We start from the raw sequence: 18,208 nt of genomic DNA, 5'->3' as shown, positions 1-18,208 counted from the left end.
CGATGTGCGGGTGGCCGGTCAGCGCATGCTGGATCTCGCCCGGCTCGATCCGGAAACCACGAATCTTCACCTGATGATCGGTACGCCCCAGGAAGACGAGCTGGCCATCCGGCCGCCACACGGCCACATCACCGGTGCGGTACAAGCGCGAACCGTCACCCGCGTACGGGTCGGCGACGAACCGCTCCGCCGTCAGCACCGGCCGCCCGTGATAGCCACGGGCCAAGCCCACACCACCCACGAACAACTCCCCCGGAACCCCCGCCGGAACCAGGCCCAGCTGAGCATCCAGCACATGAGTGGTGGTGTTGGCGATCGGCACACCGATCCCGGCCGGATCCTGACCGATCGTCGCGCACACCGTCGCCTCGGTCGGACCATAGGCGTTCAGCAGCCGATGCCGGCTCCCCCACACCCGCGCGAGCGCCGGGTCCAGATGCTCACCCGCGCTGATCAACGTCAACCCGGGTAGCTGCGCCGGGTCCAGCGTGGCCAGCAGCGACGGCGGCAACGTCGCCACATCCACCCGCTGCCCATCGATGAACCCGGCCAGATCGGCCACCCGCTGCTCCGCACCCGGAACCACCAGCGTCGCCCCCGCAGCCAACGTCACCGCGATCTCCGACACCGCCGCATCAAACCCCGGCGACGCAAACTGCAACACCCGCGAAGAAGCCGAAACCCCGAACGCCTCCCGCTGCGCCACCACCAGATTCACCAGCCCCCGATGCCCGACCCGTACCCCCTTCGGGCGGCCGGTGGAACCGGAGGTGTAAATCAGGTAGGCCGCCTGACCCGGGACAACAACCACGTCGGGAGCCGTGACCGGCATAACCTGTATGCCCGGATCGTCCACCAGCAGCGTCCGCAGCCGACCCGCAGGCAGCTCCTCCAGCAGGTCCCCGGTGGTCAGCAGCAGACCCGCCCCGCTGTCGGCCAGCAAAAAGGCCAGCCGATCCGTGGGATAGGTCGGATCCAGCGGCAGATAAGCGGCACCCGCCTTCCACACCGCCAGCACAGCCACCACCAGATCCACACCACGCGGAAGACACAACGCCACCGTCGTCTCCGCACCCGCACCCAGCCCGATCAGCCGATGCGCCAGCCGATTGGCACGCGCCTCCAGCTCGCCGTAGCTGAGCTCTCCTTCGGCCCCGGCCACCGCCACCGTCTCGGGTCCGGCCACCGCACAAGCCGCGATCAGCTCATGCACACCCCCCACCTCAGGCAGCACCGTCCTGGTAGCGTTCACGTCGTCCAGCGCCCGCCGCTCAGCCGCCGTCAGAACAGGCAACGCCGACAACCGCAGGTCAGGATCGGCCACCACCGCATCCAGCAGCACCCGAAGGTGACCGACCAACCGCTCGATCGTGGCCTGGTCGAACAGGGCCGTGCTGTATTCGATGGCTCCGGAGAGTTCGCCCTCGTCGTCCTCGACCAAGATCATTCGTAGGTCGAACTGAGCGATGATCCGGCTCGTCTGCTCGGTCCGGTCAACCGTGTTGGCGTCGTTGACGGCGAAGTAGTTGAACAGGGTCTGGAACAGCGGCGTGCGGGAGCGGTCGCGATCGACACCGAGTTCGTCGACAAGCTGCTCGAACGGCAGGTCCTGATGCCCGTAGGCGTCCAGCGCGGTGGCGCGGACCTGCTGGAGCAGGTCGGTGAAGGTCGGATCGCCGGACAGATCGGTACGCAGGACCAGCGTGTTGACGAAGAACCCGATCAGATCCTCGGTCTCGGCCTGATTCCGGTTGGCCACCGGCGTACCGACCAGCACGTCATCCTGGCGGGTATACCGGCTGAGCAGGACGTTATAGACGGCCAGCAAGGTCATGAACATGGTCGAGCCGGTGCGGCGGGACAGTTCGTGCAGGCCCTTGGCCACGTCAGGACTGATGCGGAAGTCCAGGGCGGCGCCGGCGGTGTCGCGAATCGCCGCGCGAGGCCGGTCGGTCGGCAGCTCCAGCACCGGCGGCTGGGCCAGCTGCCGCCGCCAGTAACCGAGCTGCTCCTCGATGGTCTGGCCGGTCAGCCAGGCGCGCTGCCACACGGCGAAGTCGGCGTACTGCACCGGCAGCGGCACCAGCGGCGACGGCTCCCCCGCCCGGAAGGCGTCGTACAGAGCGATGAGCTCCCGGTGGAAGATCTTGGCCGACCACTCGTCGGAGATGACGTGGTGCATGCACAGGGCCAGGATGTGCTCCTGGGAACTGACCTGGATCAACGTACCGCGCAGAAGCGGACCGGCCGCCAGGTCGAACGGCGTCGCGGCGTCGGCGGCGATCAGCTCGCGTGCTTCCTGCTCGCTCGCCACCTCGATGACGGGCAGGTCGAAGCCGGCGGGCGGGTCGATGATCTGGTACGGGATGCCGTCATCGTCGGCGACCAGCCGGGTGCGCAGCACCTCATGCCGCTCCACCAGCGCCGTCAGCGCGGCACGCAGGGCCGGCACTTCAAGATCACCGTCGAGGAGGATCGCCGTCGGGGTGTTGTACTCGACCGAGTCCGGCTCCAGCTGGGCCAGGAACCACAGCCGCTGCTGGGCGAAGGACAAGGGAAGCGGCCGGTCACGGCCGACCGGCACGATCGGCGGCCTGCTGGTGCCGTTCGCCCCGTCCACGAGCGGCGCCAGGCCGCCGACGGTCGGCTGATCGAACAGGACGGAGAGCGACAGGTCGGTGCCGAACACCGCGCGGATCCGGGTCATGACCTGGGTGGCCAGCAGGGAGTGCCCGCCGAGGTCGAAGAAGTTGTCGCGGACCCCGACCTGGTCCACGCCGAGCAGGTCGGCCCAGATCCCGGCCAGCAACTGCTCCGTGGGAGTGGCCGGCGCCTGGTAGCCGCCGGCGAGCTCCGGACGGCTGCCGTCCGGCACGGGCAGGGCGGCCCGGTCGATCTTGCCGTTGGGCGTCAAGGGGAAGGCGGCGAGCTCGATGAACACCGACGGGATCAGGTAGTCGGGCAGGCCGGCGGCCAGATGCGCCCGCAGGTCCTCGGTGGCGGGGATGCTCGTGTCCGGACCGGCCGGGACCAGATAGGCGACCAGCCGGCGATCGGCGTCCTCGCCGAAGGTCGTCACCAGGGCGGAGCCCACGCAGGCGTGGCCGGCCAGCGCCCGCTCGATCTCGCCCGGCTCGATGCGGTGGCCGCGAACCTTGACCTGGTGGTCGGTGCGGCCGAGGAAGTCCAGTTGGCCGTCCGCCCGCCGCCGTACGAGGTCCCCGGTCCGGTAGAGGCGGGAGCCGTCACCGGCGAACGGGTCGGCGATGAACCGCTCGGTGGTCAGTGCGGGCTGCCCGCGGTACCCGCGAGCGACGCCCGCGCCGCCGATGAACAGCTCGCCCGGCACCCCGACGGGAAGGTCCCGCAGTTGCCGGTCCAGCACGTGGACGCGGGCGTTGGCGATGGGCCCGCCGATCGGCAGCGCGGCGCTGGTGTCGGGATCGTGCGCCGTGGTGGCGATGACCGCGGCCTCGGTTGGCCCGTACGCGTTGACGAGCCGCCGCCCGGCGGCCCAGGCGTGGGCCAGATCGGGTGGGCAGGCTTCCCCGCCGACGAGCATGACCCGCAGGTCAGGCAGGGTGCCGGGGTCCAGGTTGGGCAGTGCGGGGGGCGGGAACAGCGCCACGTTTACGGCCCGATCGCGCAGCAGCCGCTGCAGGTCGGGCGCGGAGCGGCGGGTGAGGGCATCGGTCATGACCAGGTGCGCGCCGGCCGCCACCGCCAGGCCGATCTCCCAGACGGCCGCGTCGAAGCTGAAGGACGCCAGCTGGAGCACCGTGTCGGCGGAGGTGACGCCGAACTCCGCGAGCTGCCCGTTGATCAGGTTCGCCCAGTTCCGGTGGCTGACCGTGACGCCCTTGGGCCGGCCGGTGGAGCCGGAGGTGTAGATCAGGTACGCGGCCTGGTCGGGATGGATCGTGACGCCGGGCGGCGTGCCGGGCAGGTGGTCGGGGGTGGTCACGGTGTCGAGCACCAGCGCGGCCCGGCTGTCGCTGATCATGTGGGCGATGCGGTCGTCCGGATAGTCCGGATCGATGGGCAGGTAGGCGCCACCCGCCTTGAGCACGGCAAGGATCGCGATGACCATGTCCAGATCACGCCCCAGCCGCAGGCCGACCACCGTCTCCGCCTGCACGCCGAGGTCGCGCAGGTGGTGGGCGAGCCGGTTGGAGCGGGTTTCGAGCTCGGCGTAGTCGAGGGTCCGGTCGTCCATGGTCAGGGCGGGCGCGCCGGGCCGGGCGGCGGCGTGGGCGCTGAGCGCCTCGGGGACGAGGCCGCCGGGCAACGGGGTCGCGGTGTCGTTCCAGCCGGCGAGCCGGTGCCGTTCCGCCGCCGTCATGACGGGCAGCCGGCCGATCAGCCGACCCGGGTCGTCGGCGATGGCCTCCAGGAGGGACAGCAGGTGACCGGCCATCCGCTCGATGGTGTCCGCGTCGTAGTGCGCGCGATCGAACAGCATCCGGATGCCCAGCTCGCCCTGCGGGACGGCCACCACCATGAGGGGGTGGCTCGCCTGCTCGCGGGAGAAGCTCTGCTCCATCCGCAGGCCCGTGGCGGCCGAGCCGGTGATGCCCTCCGACAGCCGCGCGGCCGGATAGTTCTCGAACACGAACAGCGAGTCGAACAGCGCCTGCCCGCCCGTGACGCCACTCCACGCCTTGATCTGGACGAGCGGCGTGTGCTCGAAGTCGCGCGCGGTGGACTGCTCCTTCTGCAGCCGCCGCAGCCAGGACGCGACGGGCTCGCCGTGGTCCACCCGTACGCGCGCCGGGATGGTGTTGATCAGCAGGCCCACCATGGACTCGATGCCGTCGACCTGGTCGCCGCGGCCGGAGGTGGTGACGCCGAACAGCACGTCGTCCTCACCGCTGTAGGCCGCCATCAGCAGCGCCCACGCGCCCTGGACCACCGTGTTCAGGGTCAGCCGGTGGCGGCGGGCCAGCTCGCCGAGCGCGTTGGTCGCGCTCGCGGACAGGCGTGCCTTGTGGTCCTGCCAGCCCTCGTCCCCCGTGTCGCGCTCGACGCGGAGCGAGGTGGGGGTGGTGCGGCCGTGCAGCCTTGAGCGCCAGTACGACTCGGCGGCGCCGAGATCCTGCTCGACGGCCCAGGCCACGTGGTCGCGGAAGGGGCGGTGCACGGCCGGCCGCAGCCGCTCGCCCGCGACGCCGGCGTGATAGGCCTCGATCAGGTCGCCGAAGACGATCGGCACACTCCACCCGTCGAGCAGCAGGTGATGGTACTGCCACACCAGGTGGTGGCGCCGCTCGCCCAGGCGGATCAGCGTGATCCGTACCAGAGTGGGGGCGTCGAAGTCGGCGCCTGCGGCGCGGTCTGCGGCGAGGACCGCGTCCAGCGCCTCGGTCTGCGCCGGCGCGTCCAGGTCCGACCAGTCCAGCACCTTCATCGGGACCGGCACCGCGCGCGACACGACCGACAGCGGCGCCGGCAGGCCCTCCCACACCACGGTGGTGCGCAGCACCGGGTGCCGTTCGAAGACCTGCTCCCAGGCGGCCTCGAGCGCGGGCAGGTCCAGCTCGCCCTCCAGGACCAGCCCGTTCTGCACCCAGTACGCGCCCGAGGAGGGGGCCAGTTGGGTGTGGAACAGCATGCCCTGCTGCAGCGCCGTCAGCGGGTAGATGTCCTCCAGCACGGTCGTGCCGCGCCGCTGGATGCGGTCGAGCGCCGCCTGGTCGAGCCCGGCCAGCGGGAAGTCCGAGGGGGTGTGCCCGCCGACGCCGGGGGTGCAGCAGTGCTCGATCAGCTCGCCGAGCACCTCGATGTAGCGCCGGGCCAGCCGGGTCACCGAGTCCTCGTCGTGGATCTCGCCCGAGTACGTCCACAGCAGCGTGAGCCGTCCCTCGGCGACCTGGCCGTTGATCTCGATGAGATGGGTCCGGCCGCCGTCGTCGGAGCGGGGCCGCCCGAGCGACCCGACCCACCGCAGCCTTGGCACGCGCCCGCCGCCGGCCGGGGCCAGGGCCGCCTCGGTCTGGCCGGCGTAGTTGAAGCTGACCTCGGCCGCCTGCCCGAGGGCTGCCCCGCCGCCGAGGTAGCGCAGCAGGCCGTACCCGAGGCCGTGGCGCGGGATCGCCCGCAGGTGCTCCTTGGTGCGGCGCAGCGCCGCCCCCGGGTCGCCGCCCGCGCCGGTCAGCGCCACCGGGTGGAAGGAGGTGAACCAGCCGACCGTCCTGGAGACGTCCACGTCGGCCCCGACGTCCTCCCGGCCGTGGGCCTCCAGGTCCACCAGCACGCCCGGCGTGCCCGCCCATTCGGTGAGGGTGCTGCCGAGCGCGGTCAGCAGCACGTCGTTGATCTGGGTGCGGTAGGCGGCGGGCACGTCGTGCAGCAGCCGCGCGGTCTGCTCCGCGCCCAGGGTGACGCTGACGTTCCTGGCGGAGCCGACGGTGTTGGCGCCGTCGCGGTCCCTGGGGATCGGCCGGTGACCGGACGTCTGCTCGTGCCAGTACGCGAGCTCGGCCGCGATCTCGGCGGACCCGGCCAGCTCGGTCAGCCGCTGCGCCCACTGCTTGAACGACGTGGTCTTGGCGGTCAGCTGGACCGGCAGGTCGCGTTCGGCCTGGTCGTAGGCGAGGGCGAGGTCCTCCAGCAGGATCTGCCAGGACACGCTGTCCACCGCTAGGTGGTGCGCGATCACCAGCAGCAGCCGGCCCCGCGCCCCCCGGTCGAACAGGACGAACCTGACCAGCGGCCCGTTTTCCAGGTCCAGGCTCGCCTGGGCTTCGTCGGCCCGCGCCTCCAGGTCGTGCTCGTCGAACGCGGCGGCGTCCACCACCCACAGCGGCGGCTCGGCGTCGGCGGCCACGTTGCGGCCGGTCCACTCGCTGCCGTAGCGGGTGTAGCGGGCGCGGAGCGCGTCGTGCTGCCGCAGCAGCGCCGCCACCGCCTTGCGCAGCGCGGCGAGGTCCACCTCGCCGTCCATCTCCAGCAGCACGGACTGGTTGAAGTGCGCGGGCTCGGGCAGATCGCGCTCGAAGAACCAGCGCTGGATCGGGGTCAGCGGGAACTCGCCGGTCACCGGGCCCTGCTCGGCATCGGCGAAGGAGTCCAGCGCGACGAGCGGGGCGAGCGCGGCGACGGTCTGGTGCTCGAACAGCTGGGCCGGGGTGAAGTACAGCCCGGCGGTGCGGGCCCGGGCCACCGTCTGGATGCTGATGATCGAGTCGCCGCCCAGCTCGAAGAAGTTGTCCTCGACGCCCACCCGGTCCAGGCCGAGCACGTCGGCCCAGATCCCGGCCAGGGCCGTCTCCATCGGGGTGCGCGGGGCGACGAACCGGCCGGCCAGCTCAGGCCGGGAGGCGTCCGGCGCGGGCAGCGCGGCGCGATCGACCTTGCCGTTCGGGGTGAGCGGGAGGGCGGCCAGCTCGACGTACACCGACGGGATCATGTAGTCGGGGTGGCTCGCGCCCAGATGGGCGCGCAGCTCGCTGGTGGAGGGCAGGCCGGCGGGCTGGTCCGCGGGCATCAGGTAGGCGACCAGGCGCGACTGGCCGCCGTCCTGAAGGGCGATCACGGTGGCGGCCTCGACGGCCGGGTGCCTGGTCAGCGTGTGCTCGATCTCGGCCGGTTCGATCCGGTGGCCGCGCACCTTGACCTGGTGGTCGGTGCGGCCGAGGAAGTCGAGCTGCCCGTCGGGGCGGCGGCGGACGCGGTCGCCGGTGCGGTACAGGCGGCTGCCGTCGGCGGCGAACGGGTCGGCGACGAACCGCTCCGCGGTCAGCGTGCCCCGGCCGTGGTAGCCGCGGGCCACGCCGAGACCGCCGATGTACAGCTCGCCGGGCACCCCGACGGGGACCGGGCTCAGCCTCCGGTCCAGGACCTGCAGCCGGGTGTTGGCGACGGCGCCGCCGATCGGCAGCGCGGCGCCGGTATCGGGGTCGCTGGCCTGGGTCGCGGAGATGGTCGTCTCGGTCGGCCCGTACGCGTTGATGAACCGCCGCCCGGCGGCCCAGGCGCGGGCGAGGTCCGGCGGGCAGGGCTCGCCGCCGGTGAGCAGGACCCGCAGGTCCGGCAGGGCGGGATCGAGGTGGTGCAGGACGGTGGGCGGGATGTGGGCGATCGTGATCGACCGGTCGAGCAGCAGCCGCTGCAGGTCGGCTGGTGATTGGCGGGTGGATGCGTCGGCGATGACGATGTGGGCGCCGCCGACCAGGGGCGCGAGGATCTCGCTCACCGCGACGTCGAAGCTGAAGGACGCCAGTTGGAGGGTGACGTCGGCGGGCGTGATGCCCAGGTCGCCCTGCTCGAAATGGATGGAGTTGGCCACGTTTCGGCGGCTGACCGCGACGCCCTTGGGCAGGCCGGTGGAGCCGGAGGTGTAGATCAGGTACGCGGCCTGGTCGGGCTGGACGGTGATCTCGGGCGGCGTGACCGGCAGGTGGTCCGGGGCGGTCACGCTGTCGATCACCAGGGCGGCGCGGCTGTCGCCGATCATGTGGGCGATGCGGTCGTCCGGATAGTCCGGGTCGACCGGCAGGTAGGCGCCGCCCGCCTTGAGCACGGCGAGGATGGCGACGACCATGTCCGGATCACGGGGCAGGCGCAGGCCGACGACCGTCTCCGCCTGGACGTCGAGGTCGCGCAGGTGGTGGGCGAGCCGGTTGGAGCGGGTCTCGAGCTCGGCGTACGTGAGCGTGCGCGCGCCCATGCTGACCGCCGGGACGTCTGGCTGGGCGGCGGCGCGGGCGGAGATCAGCTCGGGGAGGGTCTCGGCGGGCAGTGCCGTGGGCTCGTCCCAGCCGGTGAGGCGCTCGCGTTCCGCCTCCGTGGTGAGGGACAGCTCGCTGATCAGGCGGGCCGGGTCGCCTGCGATGGCGTCCAGGAGCGCGAGCAGGTGCCCGGCCATGCGCTCGATCGTCGCGTGGTCGAACAGGTCCGTGCTGTAGCTGAGGATGCCGGACAGGTCGTCGTCGCCCTCGGTGAAGGCCACCGTGAGGTCGAACTTGGCCGACATCGTCGGCAGTTCCAGCCCCTCGCTGACCAGTCCCGCCATGTCCGGGTTCTCGCCCGCGCCCGCCCTGCCGTGCGTGATGAGCACCTGGAACAGCGGGTGCTTGCTGCGGTCGCGCTCCGGCTGCAGCTCGTCCACCAGCTGCTCGAACGGCAGGTCCTGATGGGTGTAGGCGGCCAGCGCGGTGGCCCGCACCCGGGACAGCAGATCGGTGAAGGCGGGGTCGCCGGACAGGTCCAGGCGCAGGGCCAGGGTGTTGATGAAGCAGCCGATCAGGCTCTCGGTCTCGGCCCGCCCCCGGTTGGCGATGGGCGTGCCGATGACGACGTCGTCCTCGTCGGCGTACTGGCCGAGCAGGACCGTCAGGGCGCCGAGCAGCGTCATGAACATCGTCGCGCCCGACGTCTGGGCGGCCGCGCGCAGGCCGGCGGTGGCCCGCTCGGGCACCCGGAAGGTGACGAAGCCGCCCGCGGCGGAGCGTACGGTGGGGCGCGGCCGGTCGGTGGGCAGTTCCAGCGTGGGCGCGCCGGCCAGCCGCTCGCGCCAGTAGTCGAGCTGCGCGCCCAGCACGTCGCTGGTCAGCCAGGACCGCTGCCAGTGCGCGAAGTCGGCGTACTGGACGCCCAGCGGGGCCAGCGGCGAGGGCAGGCCGTCGTGGTAGGCGACGTACAGGGTGGTGAGCTCGCGGCGGAAGAGGGTCACCGACCAGTCGTCGAACACCACATGGTGGGTCACCAGACTCAGCACGTGGTCGTCGTCGGCCAGCCGGAACAGGCGCGCCCGCAGCAGCGGATCGGCCGCCAGGTCGAAGGGGGTGGTGGCGTCGACCGCCACCAGCTCCCTGGCCCGGCCGAGCGGGTCGGCCTCGCCGGACAGGTCCGTGACAGGCAGCGCCGGCGGCGCGGGCGGGTCCACGACCTGCCGGGCCAGGCCGTCCTCGGCCACCAGCCGGGTGCGGAACACCTCGTGCCGCGCCACGATCGACTCCAGGGCGCGGCTCAGCGCGACGGCGTCCAGCGGGCCGCGCAGGCGGGAGCTGATCGGCACGTTGTACTCGGGCGAGCCCGGGTCGAGCTGGTCGAGGAACCACAGCCGCTGCTGCGCGAACGACAACGGCAGCACCTCCGCGCGGTCCACCGGCACGATCGGCGGCACCACCGTCCCCGACGCGGCCGCCTCCACGGCCTCCGCCAGCTCCCGCACGGTGGGGTGGTCGAACAGCAGCGCCAGCGACAGCTCGCAGCCGAACGCGGCGCGCAGCCGGGAGATCACCTGGACGGCCGCCAGCGAGTGGCCCCCCAGCTCGAAGAAGTTGCTCGTCGCGCCGACCCGCTCCAGGTCCAGCACCTGAGCCCACACCCCGGCCACGACCTCCTCCGACGGGGTGCGGGGCGCCGTGTACCCGGCCGCCGGATCCAGGTGGCGCAGGTCCGGCGCGGGCAGCGCGGCCCGGTCCAGCTTCCCGTTGGGGGTGCGGGGCAGCGCCGCGAGCTCGACGTAGACGGCCGGCACCATGTAGTCGGGCAGCGTCACGCGCAGGTGCTCGCGCAGCTCGGCCGGCGCGGGGACGCCGTGGCCCGGCTCGGCCGGGACCAGGTAGCCGACCAGCCGCTCGTCGCCGCCCGCGCCGTGGACGACGACGACCGCCGCCGCCAGCGCCGGGTGCGCCGACAGCGCCGACTCGATCTCGCCCGGCTCGATCCGGAAGCCGCGCAGCTTGACCTGATGGTCGGTACGGCCGAGGAAGTCCAGCCGATCGTCGGCCCGCCGCCGTACGAGGTCACCGGTCCGGTAGAGGCGGGAACCGTCGCCCGCGACCGGGTCGGCGACGAACCGCTCGGCGGTCAGCGCGGCGCGGGCGTGGTAGCCGCGGGCCACGCCGTCGCCGCCGATGTACAGCTCGCCCGGCACCCCGGCGGGCACCGGGTCCAGCCGCGCGTCCAGCACGTGCAGGAGGGTGTTCGCGATCGGATGGCCGAGCGTCACGTCATCGCCCGCGGCGATCTCCTGGCGGGCCGACCAGACGGTGGTCTCCGTCGGGCCGTACAGGTTCCACAGCCCGGCCGTACGCTCCAGCACGGCGCCGGCCAGTTCCGCCGACAGCGCCTCGCCGCCGCACAGCGCGCGCAGCCCGGGGGCGCCGTGCCAGCCGCTGTCCACCAGCATCCGCCAGGTGGCCGGGGTGGCCTGCATGACCGTCGCCCCGGACCGTTCGGCCAGCTCCGCCAGCGCCTCCGGCGAGCGCGCCGCCTCGGCGTCCGCGATCACCACCCGCGCGCCGTTGACCAGCGGCAGGAACAGCTCCAGGGCGGCGATGTCGAACCCGAACGTGGTGACGGCGAGCAGCACGTCCGACTCGCCCAGGCCGGGCCGGTCGGCCATCGTGGCCAGGAAGTTGGCCAGGTTCCCGTGCGAGACGACCACGCCCTTGGGCCGTCCCGTCGAACCCGACGTGTAGATCACGTACGCCGCCTGGGCGGGCTCGGCGGGGCAGGACAGGACGTCGCCGGAGGCCGGCTCCTCCTCGTCGAGCCAGACCGTCGCGGGCACCAGCCCGGCCAGTTCCCCCGCCGCGGTCCGCTCCCCCATCAGGACGGCGGCGCCGCTGTCGGCCAGCATGTAGCGCAGGCGATCGGCCGGGAAGTCGGGGTCCAGCGGCAGGTAGGCGCCGCCCGCCCGCCACACGGCCAGCATCGCCACCACCATCTTCGGCCCGCGCCGCAGGCACAGCCCGACCGTCTTCTCCCGGCCCACGCCCAGCGCGCGTAGGTGCCCGGCCAGCCGCCCCGCCTGCTCGTCCAGCTCCGCGTACGTCAGCGACTCCGCGCCGCAGGTGACCGCGACCGCGTCGGGACGGCCCGCGGCGACCAGCTCGTGCACCCCGCCGAAGGCGGCGGGCAGCGCGGCCACCGGACCGCCGGCGGCCAGCAGCAGCTCCTCCCGCTCCGCCGCGGAGATCACCGAAACCTCGGACAGCCGCCGGTCGGGCGCCTGCGCGACCGCGTCCAGCAACGTCAGCAGGTGGCCGGCCATCCGCTCCGCCGTGGCGTGGTCGAACAGGTCGCTGCTGTACTCGAGCCCGCCGACCAGCTCCTGCTCGCCGATCTCGACGAAGGTCAGGGTCAGGTCGAACTTGGCGGCCGTACCCTCCAGGTCGAACCGCTCGCCGTCCAGCTCGCCCAGCGCCAGCTCCTCGCCGCCGCTCCTGCTGTAGCTGAACAGCGCCTGGAACAGCGGCGTGCGGGACCGGTCCCGCTCGGGGACCAGCGCGTCCACCAGGCGCTCGAACGGCAGGGTCTGGTGGTCGTAGGCGGCCAGCGCCAGCGCGCGCACCCGGCCCACCAGCTCCGTGAAGCTCGGATCGCCCGACAGCCGGGTGCGCAGCACCAGCATGTTGAGGAACAGCCCGATCAGGTTCTGCGTGTCCGGGCGCCCCCGGTTGGCGATCGGCGTGCCGACCACCACGTCCTCCTGCCGGGAGTAACGCGACAGCAGCACCGTGAAGGCCGCCAGCAGCGTCATGAACAGCGTCGCGTCGCAGCCCCTGGAGATCGCCCTGAGCCGTTCGGCGGTGGCCGCCGGGACCGCGAAGTCCACCTTGCCGCCGGCGGTGGTGCGCACCGGCGGGCGCGGCCGGTCGGTCGGCAGGTCCAGCAGCGGGGCCCCGGTCAGCTGGTCGCGCCAGTACGCCAGCTCGTCCGCCGCCCGCTCGCCCGAAAGCCACGCCTGCTGCCAGAACGCGTAGTCGGCGTACTGCGCGGGCAGCGGCGGCAGCGGCGAGGGCAGGCCGAGCCGGAAGGCGTCGTACAGGGTGGCCAGCTCGTGGTTGAGCAGGCCGATCGACCACTCGTCGCACACGATGTGGTGCAGGCACAGCGCGAACATGTGGTCATCGGCGGCCAGCCGGATCAGCGTGCCGCGGACCAGCCGGTCGGCGGCCAGGTCGAAGCGCACCGCCGCATCGGCCGCGATGAGCTCCCGCGCCGCCTCGTACGGCTCCGCCGCGCCCGACACGTCCGCTTTGACCAGCGGCAGCCCGCCCGGCGGGTCGATCACCTGGTGCGCCACCCCGTCGGTCACCACCAGCCGAGTGCGCAACACTTCATGCCTGGCCACCACCATGTCCAGCGCCGCGCGCAGGGCCGCCTCGTCCAGCTCGCCCACCAGCCGCAGCGGCATCGTCACGTTGTAGTCATGGGAATCGGGCTCCAGCTGATCCAGGAACCACAGCCGCTGCTGCGCGGACGACAACGGGACAGGCCCGTCCGGGCGCGGCGCGCGCTCCCGCACCGGCACGCTCTCACCGCGCAGGCGTCGCTTCAGCAGCTCCTGCTTCGACTCGGAAAGCATGGCAATCCCCTCCGTCTTTGTTATGGGTCGCGCTCAGGCCAACGTGGTCAGCAGGTCGTCCAGGCTCCGCAGGATCGACTCGTGGTCGAAGCCGAAGTCGATGAGGCAGGCGACCTCGTCGACGTCCCACGACGCCACGGCCGCCAGCCGCTCGGGCAGCTCGGCGGGGGTGCAGATCAGCCCCAGATCGGCGAACCTGGCGGCGCTCTGCCGGGCGAGTGTGGACCGGTCGTCCCCGGTCATCGAGCCGAACGCGGCCGCCCCCCGCGCGTTGGCCACGTCGGTCGCCACCAGCGACATCGACGCGCCCAGGTACCGGGCCAGCTCCGCGTGCGCCCGCTCGGCGCAGGCCCGGGAGCCGTCCAGGACATGGGTGTGCAGCATCAGCGTGATGTGCCCGCGTCCCGGGCCCTGCCGGGCCTTGCGATACACCTCGATGTTGCGGGCCAGCTCCTCGGGCGGCTGGCCGAGCAGGTGGGTCAGCACACCCGCGCCCATCGAGCCGGCCAGCTCGAACGTCGCCGCCGACCCTCCCGAGGTGAGCCAGATCGGCAGCTCCGGCTGGACCGGCTGCGGCATCGTCCGCACCTCGATCTCCGCGCCCAGCGCGTCGGGGAAGATCCGCGTCTCCCCCCGCCAGAGCGCGCGGACCTGGTCGATGCCCGCCAGCATCACCTGCTTGCGCTCCGCGACGGGGAAGCGGGAGAGCACGAAGTCGGCGCCGTGCCAGCCGGAGGCGAACGACACGCCCACCCGCCCCCGCGACAGCTGGTCCACGACCGCCCACTCCTCGGCCACCCGGGCCGGGTGGTGCAGCGGCAGGACGACGCTGCCCGCCCGGATCCCGATGCGGCGGGTGGCCGTCGCCAGCGCCGCCCCCACCACCGAGGGGTTCGGGTAGGGGGCGCCGAAGTCCGCGAAGTGGCGCTCGGGCAGCCACAGCGCCTCGAGCCCCGCCTCGTCGGCCAGGCGGGCGGTGTCCATCAGCACCTGATACGCCGAGGCGGCCTCGGCTCGGGTGGTGGCCGCGAAATAGGACAGGCTCATCTTCACTGGGTACGCGCCTCTCGGGTGGAAGAGTTGGAACGGCGAACGATCTCGCTGCGGAGCCAGGTGCCGAGCATCTCGGCGCCGCGCCCGCGGACCACCGTGGCGTGCTCACCCGGCACGTACTCGATCTCCGGCTCGGCGGCCAGCTCGTCGCGCCACTGCACGACCACCTTGCGCCGCACGTCGGCCGGGTCGTCCTGCGGGATGAACAGCACCACCCGGCCCTCGTACGGCGCCGACGGCGGCTCGGCGCGATGCCGGAGCACCGCCCCCAGGTGGGTGATCACCATCCGGCCCACCCGGAGCGCCTCCGTGTCGCCCGCCTTGACCGCCTCCAGCAGCGGGCCGTCGACCGGCCAGCGCTCCAGCAGCCGCTTCTGCGGGCCGGCCGCGAGCCGGGTGCCCGGCCCGGCGGCGATCGCCTGGTCGAGCTGCGCGATCAGGTCCCGTACCAGGTCGCGCTCGCTCCTCTCCTTGCGCCTGGCGACGCGGCCGGCGGCGACCCGGTGCAGCGGCGGGCCGACCAGGTACACGCCGCCCACCTCCAGCCCGCGGGCGGCGGCCTGCCTGGCCATCTCCACCGCGATGTAGCCGCCCACCGACCAGCCCGCGAACAGGTACGGCCCGCTCGGTTGCGCGGCCGTCACCTCCTCCAGGTAGGCGGCGGCCATCTCGGCCACGGTCTCCAGCGGCGGCTCCGAGCCGTCCAGCCCGCGCGCCTGCAGCCCGTAGAACTGCTGGTCGGGCCCGAGCCGGCCGGCCAGCTCGGCCAGTTCGGAGACGCTGCCGGTGGCGGCGTGCACGAAGAAGATCGCGGGCTCCGCCGTCCCCGGCTTGAGCCTGACCGCCGACCGCGGCCGTGCCGTGTCCTCAGGCCCGGCGACCAGCTCGGCCAGGCCCGCGACGGTCGGCGAGGTGAAGAAGTCGGCGACGCCGAGGGCGTACCCGGCCTTCCTGATCTGCGACACCACCTGGATGACCTGCAAGGAATGGCCGCCGAGCTCGAAGAAGTCGTCGGTCACGCCCACCTGGGGCAGGCCGAGCGACCGCGCCCAGATCTCCGCGATGGCGACCTCGGCCGGCGTGGCCGGCTCGCGGTGCGTGTCACGCTGGTCCGGCCGCGCCGTCTCCGGGGACGGGAGCGCGGCGCGGTCGAGCTTGCCGTTCGAGGTGAGCGGGAACGCGGCCATCGGGATGAACACCGACGGGATCATGTGGTCGGGCAGGTCCGCGCTCAGATGGGCGCGCAGGACCGCGACCGGCGGCACGCCCTTGCCCGCGTCGGCGGGCAGCAGGTACGCGGCCAGCCGCCGGTCGTGCGCCTCGCCGTAGGCGGTCACCAGCGCCGCCGCCACCGTGGGATGCCCGGCCAGTACGTGCTGCACCTCCGCCGGCTCCACCCGGAAACCACGGATCTTGACCTGGTGATCGGTCCGGCCCAGGAAGTCCACGACTCCGTCCGGCCGGCGACGCGCCTGGTCGCCCGTCCGGTAGAGCCGCGAACCGTCGCCGGCGAACGGGTCGGCGACGAAGCGCTCGGCGGTCAGCGCCGGGCGGCCGAGGTAGCCGCGGGCCACGCCGTCGCCGCCGACGTACAGCTCGCCCGGCACGCCCGCCGGGAGCGGGTCGAGCGCGCCGTCCAGCACGTACAGGCGGGTGTTGGGCAGCGAGGTGCCGATCGGGACCGTCCCGCCCGCGACGTGCCCCGACTCCAGCCTGATCGTGGCCGTGCCGATCGTGGTCTCGGTCGGCCCGTAGTGGTTGACCACCGACCGGCCGCCCGCTTCCGCGAGCAGTCCCGTGATCTGTTCCGGCGTCGCCGCCTCACCGCCCAGCACCAGCGTCCGGGCCGGCAGCAGCCTGCCGACCGGGACAACCTGCGCGAGCGCCGCCAGATGCGACGGGACGATCTTGAGGTGGTCGATCCGGTGCGCGGCCAGGTACGCGGCCACCCGCTCCGGCTCGCCGACCACCTCCGGCGACGGCAGGTGCAGGGTCCCGCCCGTGGTCAGGCTCACGAAGACGGTCGTGTTGCCGAAGTCGGTGACCACCGACTGGAGCAGCGCGTACGACTGCCCGCGCCCGCCCAGCCCCGTGCGCCCCGTCACCCCGGTCAGGTAGTTGACCAGGTTGCCGTGGGTGACCACGACCCCCTTGGGCCGGCCGGTGGAGCCGGAGGTGTAGATCAGGTACGCGGCCTGGCCCGGCGCCGTGGCCACCTCCGGCGCCGACTCGGGCCGCGCCTCGATCCGGGACCGCGTGGCCGGGTCGTCCAGGGCGACGACCGTGCTCGCCTGGGGCAGGGCCCCGGTGCCCACGACCATGGCCGCGCCGCTGTCCTCGAGCAGGTACGCCAGCCGGTCGGCGGGATGCGCGGGATCCAGCGGCAGGTAGGCGGCCCCCGCCTTCCACACCGCGAGGATGGCGGTGATCATCTCGGCCCCGCGGCCGAGGCACAGCCCGACGACCGTCTCGGGCCCGGCGCCGAGGTCGATCAGGTGGTGGGCGAGCTGGTTGGCGTGCCGCTCCAGCTCCCCGTACGTCATTGACGCCGTGCCGGACACCAGCGCCACGTCCCCGGCCGCGCCGCCGATCAGCTCGTGCACCCCGCCGGCCGCGGGGACCTCGGCGGTCTCGGCGTCCCATCCCGTCTCCGCCAGCCGTCGTTCCGCCGGGGTGAGGATGGGCAGCCCCGACAGCGGCCGCTGCGGATCCGCGGCGATGGCGGCCAGCAGGGTGTGCAGGTGGCCGACCAGCCGCTCGACCGTGGAATGGTCGAACAGGGCCGTGCTGAACTGGGCGGACGCCGTCAGGCCGCCCGCGTTGTCCTCGGTGAAGAACAGCTGCAGGTCGTACTTGGCGACGATCGCGTCCTGCTTCTGCGACCCGCCCCCGGCCGTGCCCGCCTGCTCGGCGGGTGCGGGGTCATCGGCGGTGAAGTAGTTGAGCAGGGTCTGGAACAGCAACGGCCGGGAGCGGTCGCGCTCGATGCCGAGCTCGTCCACGAGCTGCTCGAACGGCAGGTCCTGGTGGCCGTAAGCCTCCAGCGCGGTGGTGCGGATCTGGTGGAGCAGGTCGGTGAAGGCCGGGTCGCCGGACAGGTCGGCGCGCAGGACCAGGGTGTTGATGAAGAACCCGATCAGGTCCTCGGTCTCGGCCTGGTTGCGGTTGGCGATCCTGGTGCCGACCAGGACATCGTCCTGGCGGGCGTACCTGCCCAGCAGGACGGTGTAGGCGGCCAGCAACGTCATGAACATGGTGGCGCCGGTCCGGCGGGACAGCTCCTGCAGGGCCGCGGTCGTCCCGGGGTCGATGTGGAAGGTGATGGCGGCGCCGGCATTGTCACGTACGGCCGCGCGGGGGCGGTCGGTGGGCAGGTCCAGCACCGGTGGCCGGGCCAGCTGCCGACGCCAATAACCCAACTGCTCCTCCAACGTCTCGCCGGTCAGCCAGTCGCGCTGCCACTGCGCGAAGTCGGCGTACTGGACCCGCAACGGCGCCAGCGGATCCGGCTTCCCCGCCCGGAAAGCCTCGTACAGGGCGGCGAGTTCCCGCTGGAAGACCTTGGCCGACCATTCGTCGGAGATCACGTGGTGCATGCACAGGGCGAGGATGTGCAGGTCGTCGGCGAGCCGGATCAGCATCCCGCGCAGCAGCGGACCAGCCTCCAGATCGAACGGCGTGGCCGCGTCGGCCGCGATCAGCGCCTGCGCCTCCTGCTCGCTCGCCACCTCGGCGACCGGCAGGTCGAAGCTCTTGGGAGGATCGATGATCTGGTACGGGATGCCGTCGGCGTCTGCGACCAGCCGGGTCCGTAAGACCTCATGCCGCTCCACC

The 18,208-nt window shown here is 72.9% G+C and carries 3 protein-coding genes; all 3 read right to left on the bottom strand.

The genetic code is table 11. The features are described from left to right. On the bottom strand, nt 1-13,321 hold a 13,321-nt coding region (locus tag ABZS69_RS66055), incomplete at its 3' end, for an amino acid adenylation domain-containing protein (RefSeq protein ID WP_355395132.1). A gap of 33 nt (nt 13,322-13,354) precedes the next feature. After that, the gene (locus ABZS69_RS66050) at nt 13,355-14,368 is read right to left on the bottom strand and encodes a MupA/Atu3671 family FMN-dependent luciferase-like monooxygenase (RefSeq protein ID WP_355395129.1); all 1,014 of its coding nucleotides are present in this window, start codon (nt 14,366-14,368) and stop codon (nt 13,355-13,357) included. Nucleotides 14,369-14,370: 2 nt separating this feature from the next. Next, nucleotides 14,371-18,208 (bottom strand): amino acid adenylation domain-containing protein (locus ABZS69_RS66045; protein ID WP_355395126.1); only part of this gene is annotated, 3,838 nt, incomplete at its 5' end.

Source organism: Nonomuraea sp. NPDC005650, from assembly GCF_040605375.1.
Taxonomy (GTDB): Bacteria; Actinomycetota; Actinomycetes; order Streptosporangiales; family Streptosporangiaceae; genus Nonomuraea.
Note: the sequence above shows the minus strand (reverse complement) of the source record. Positions and strands in the feature narration are given on the sequence as shown.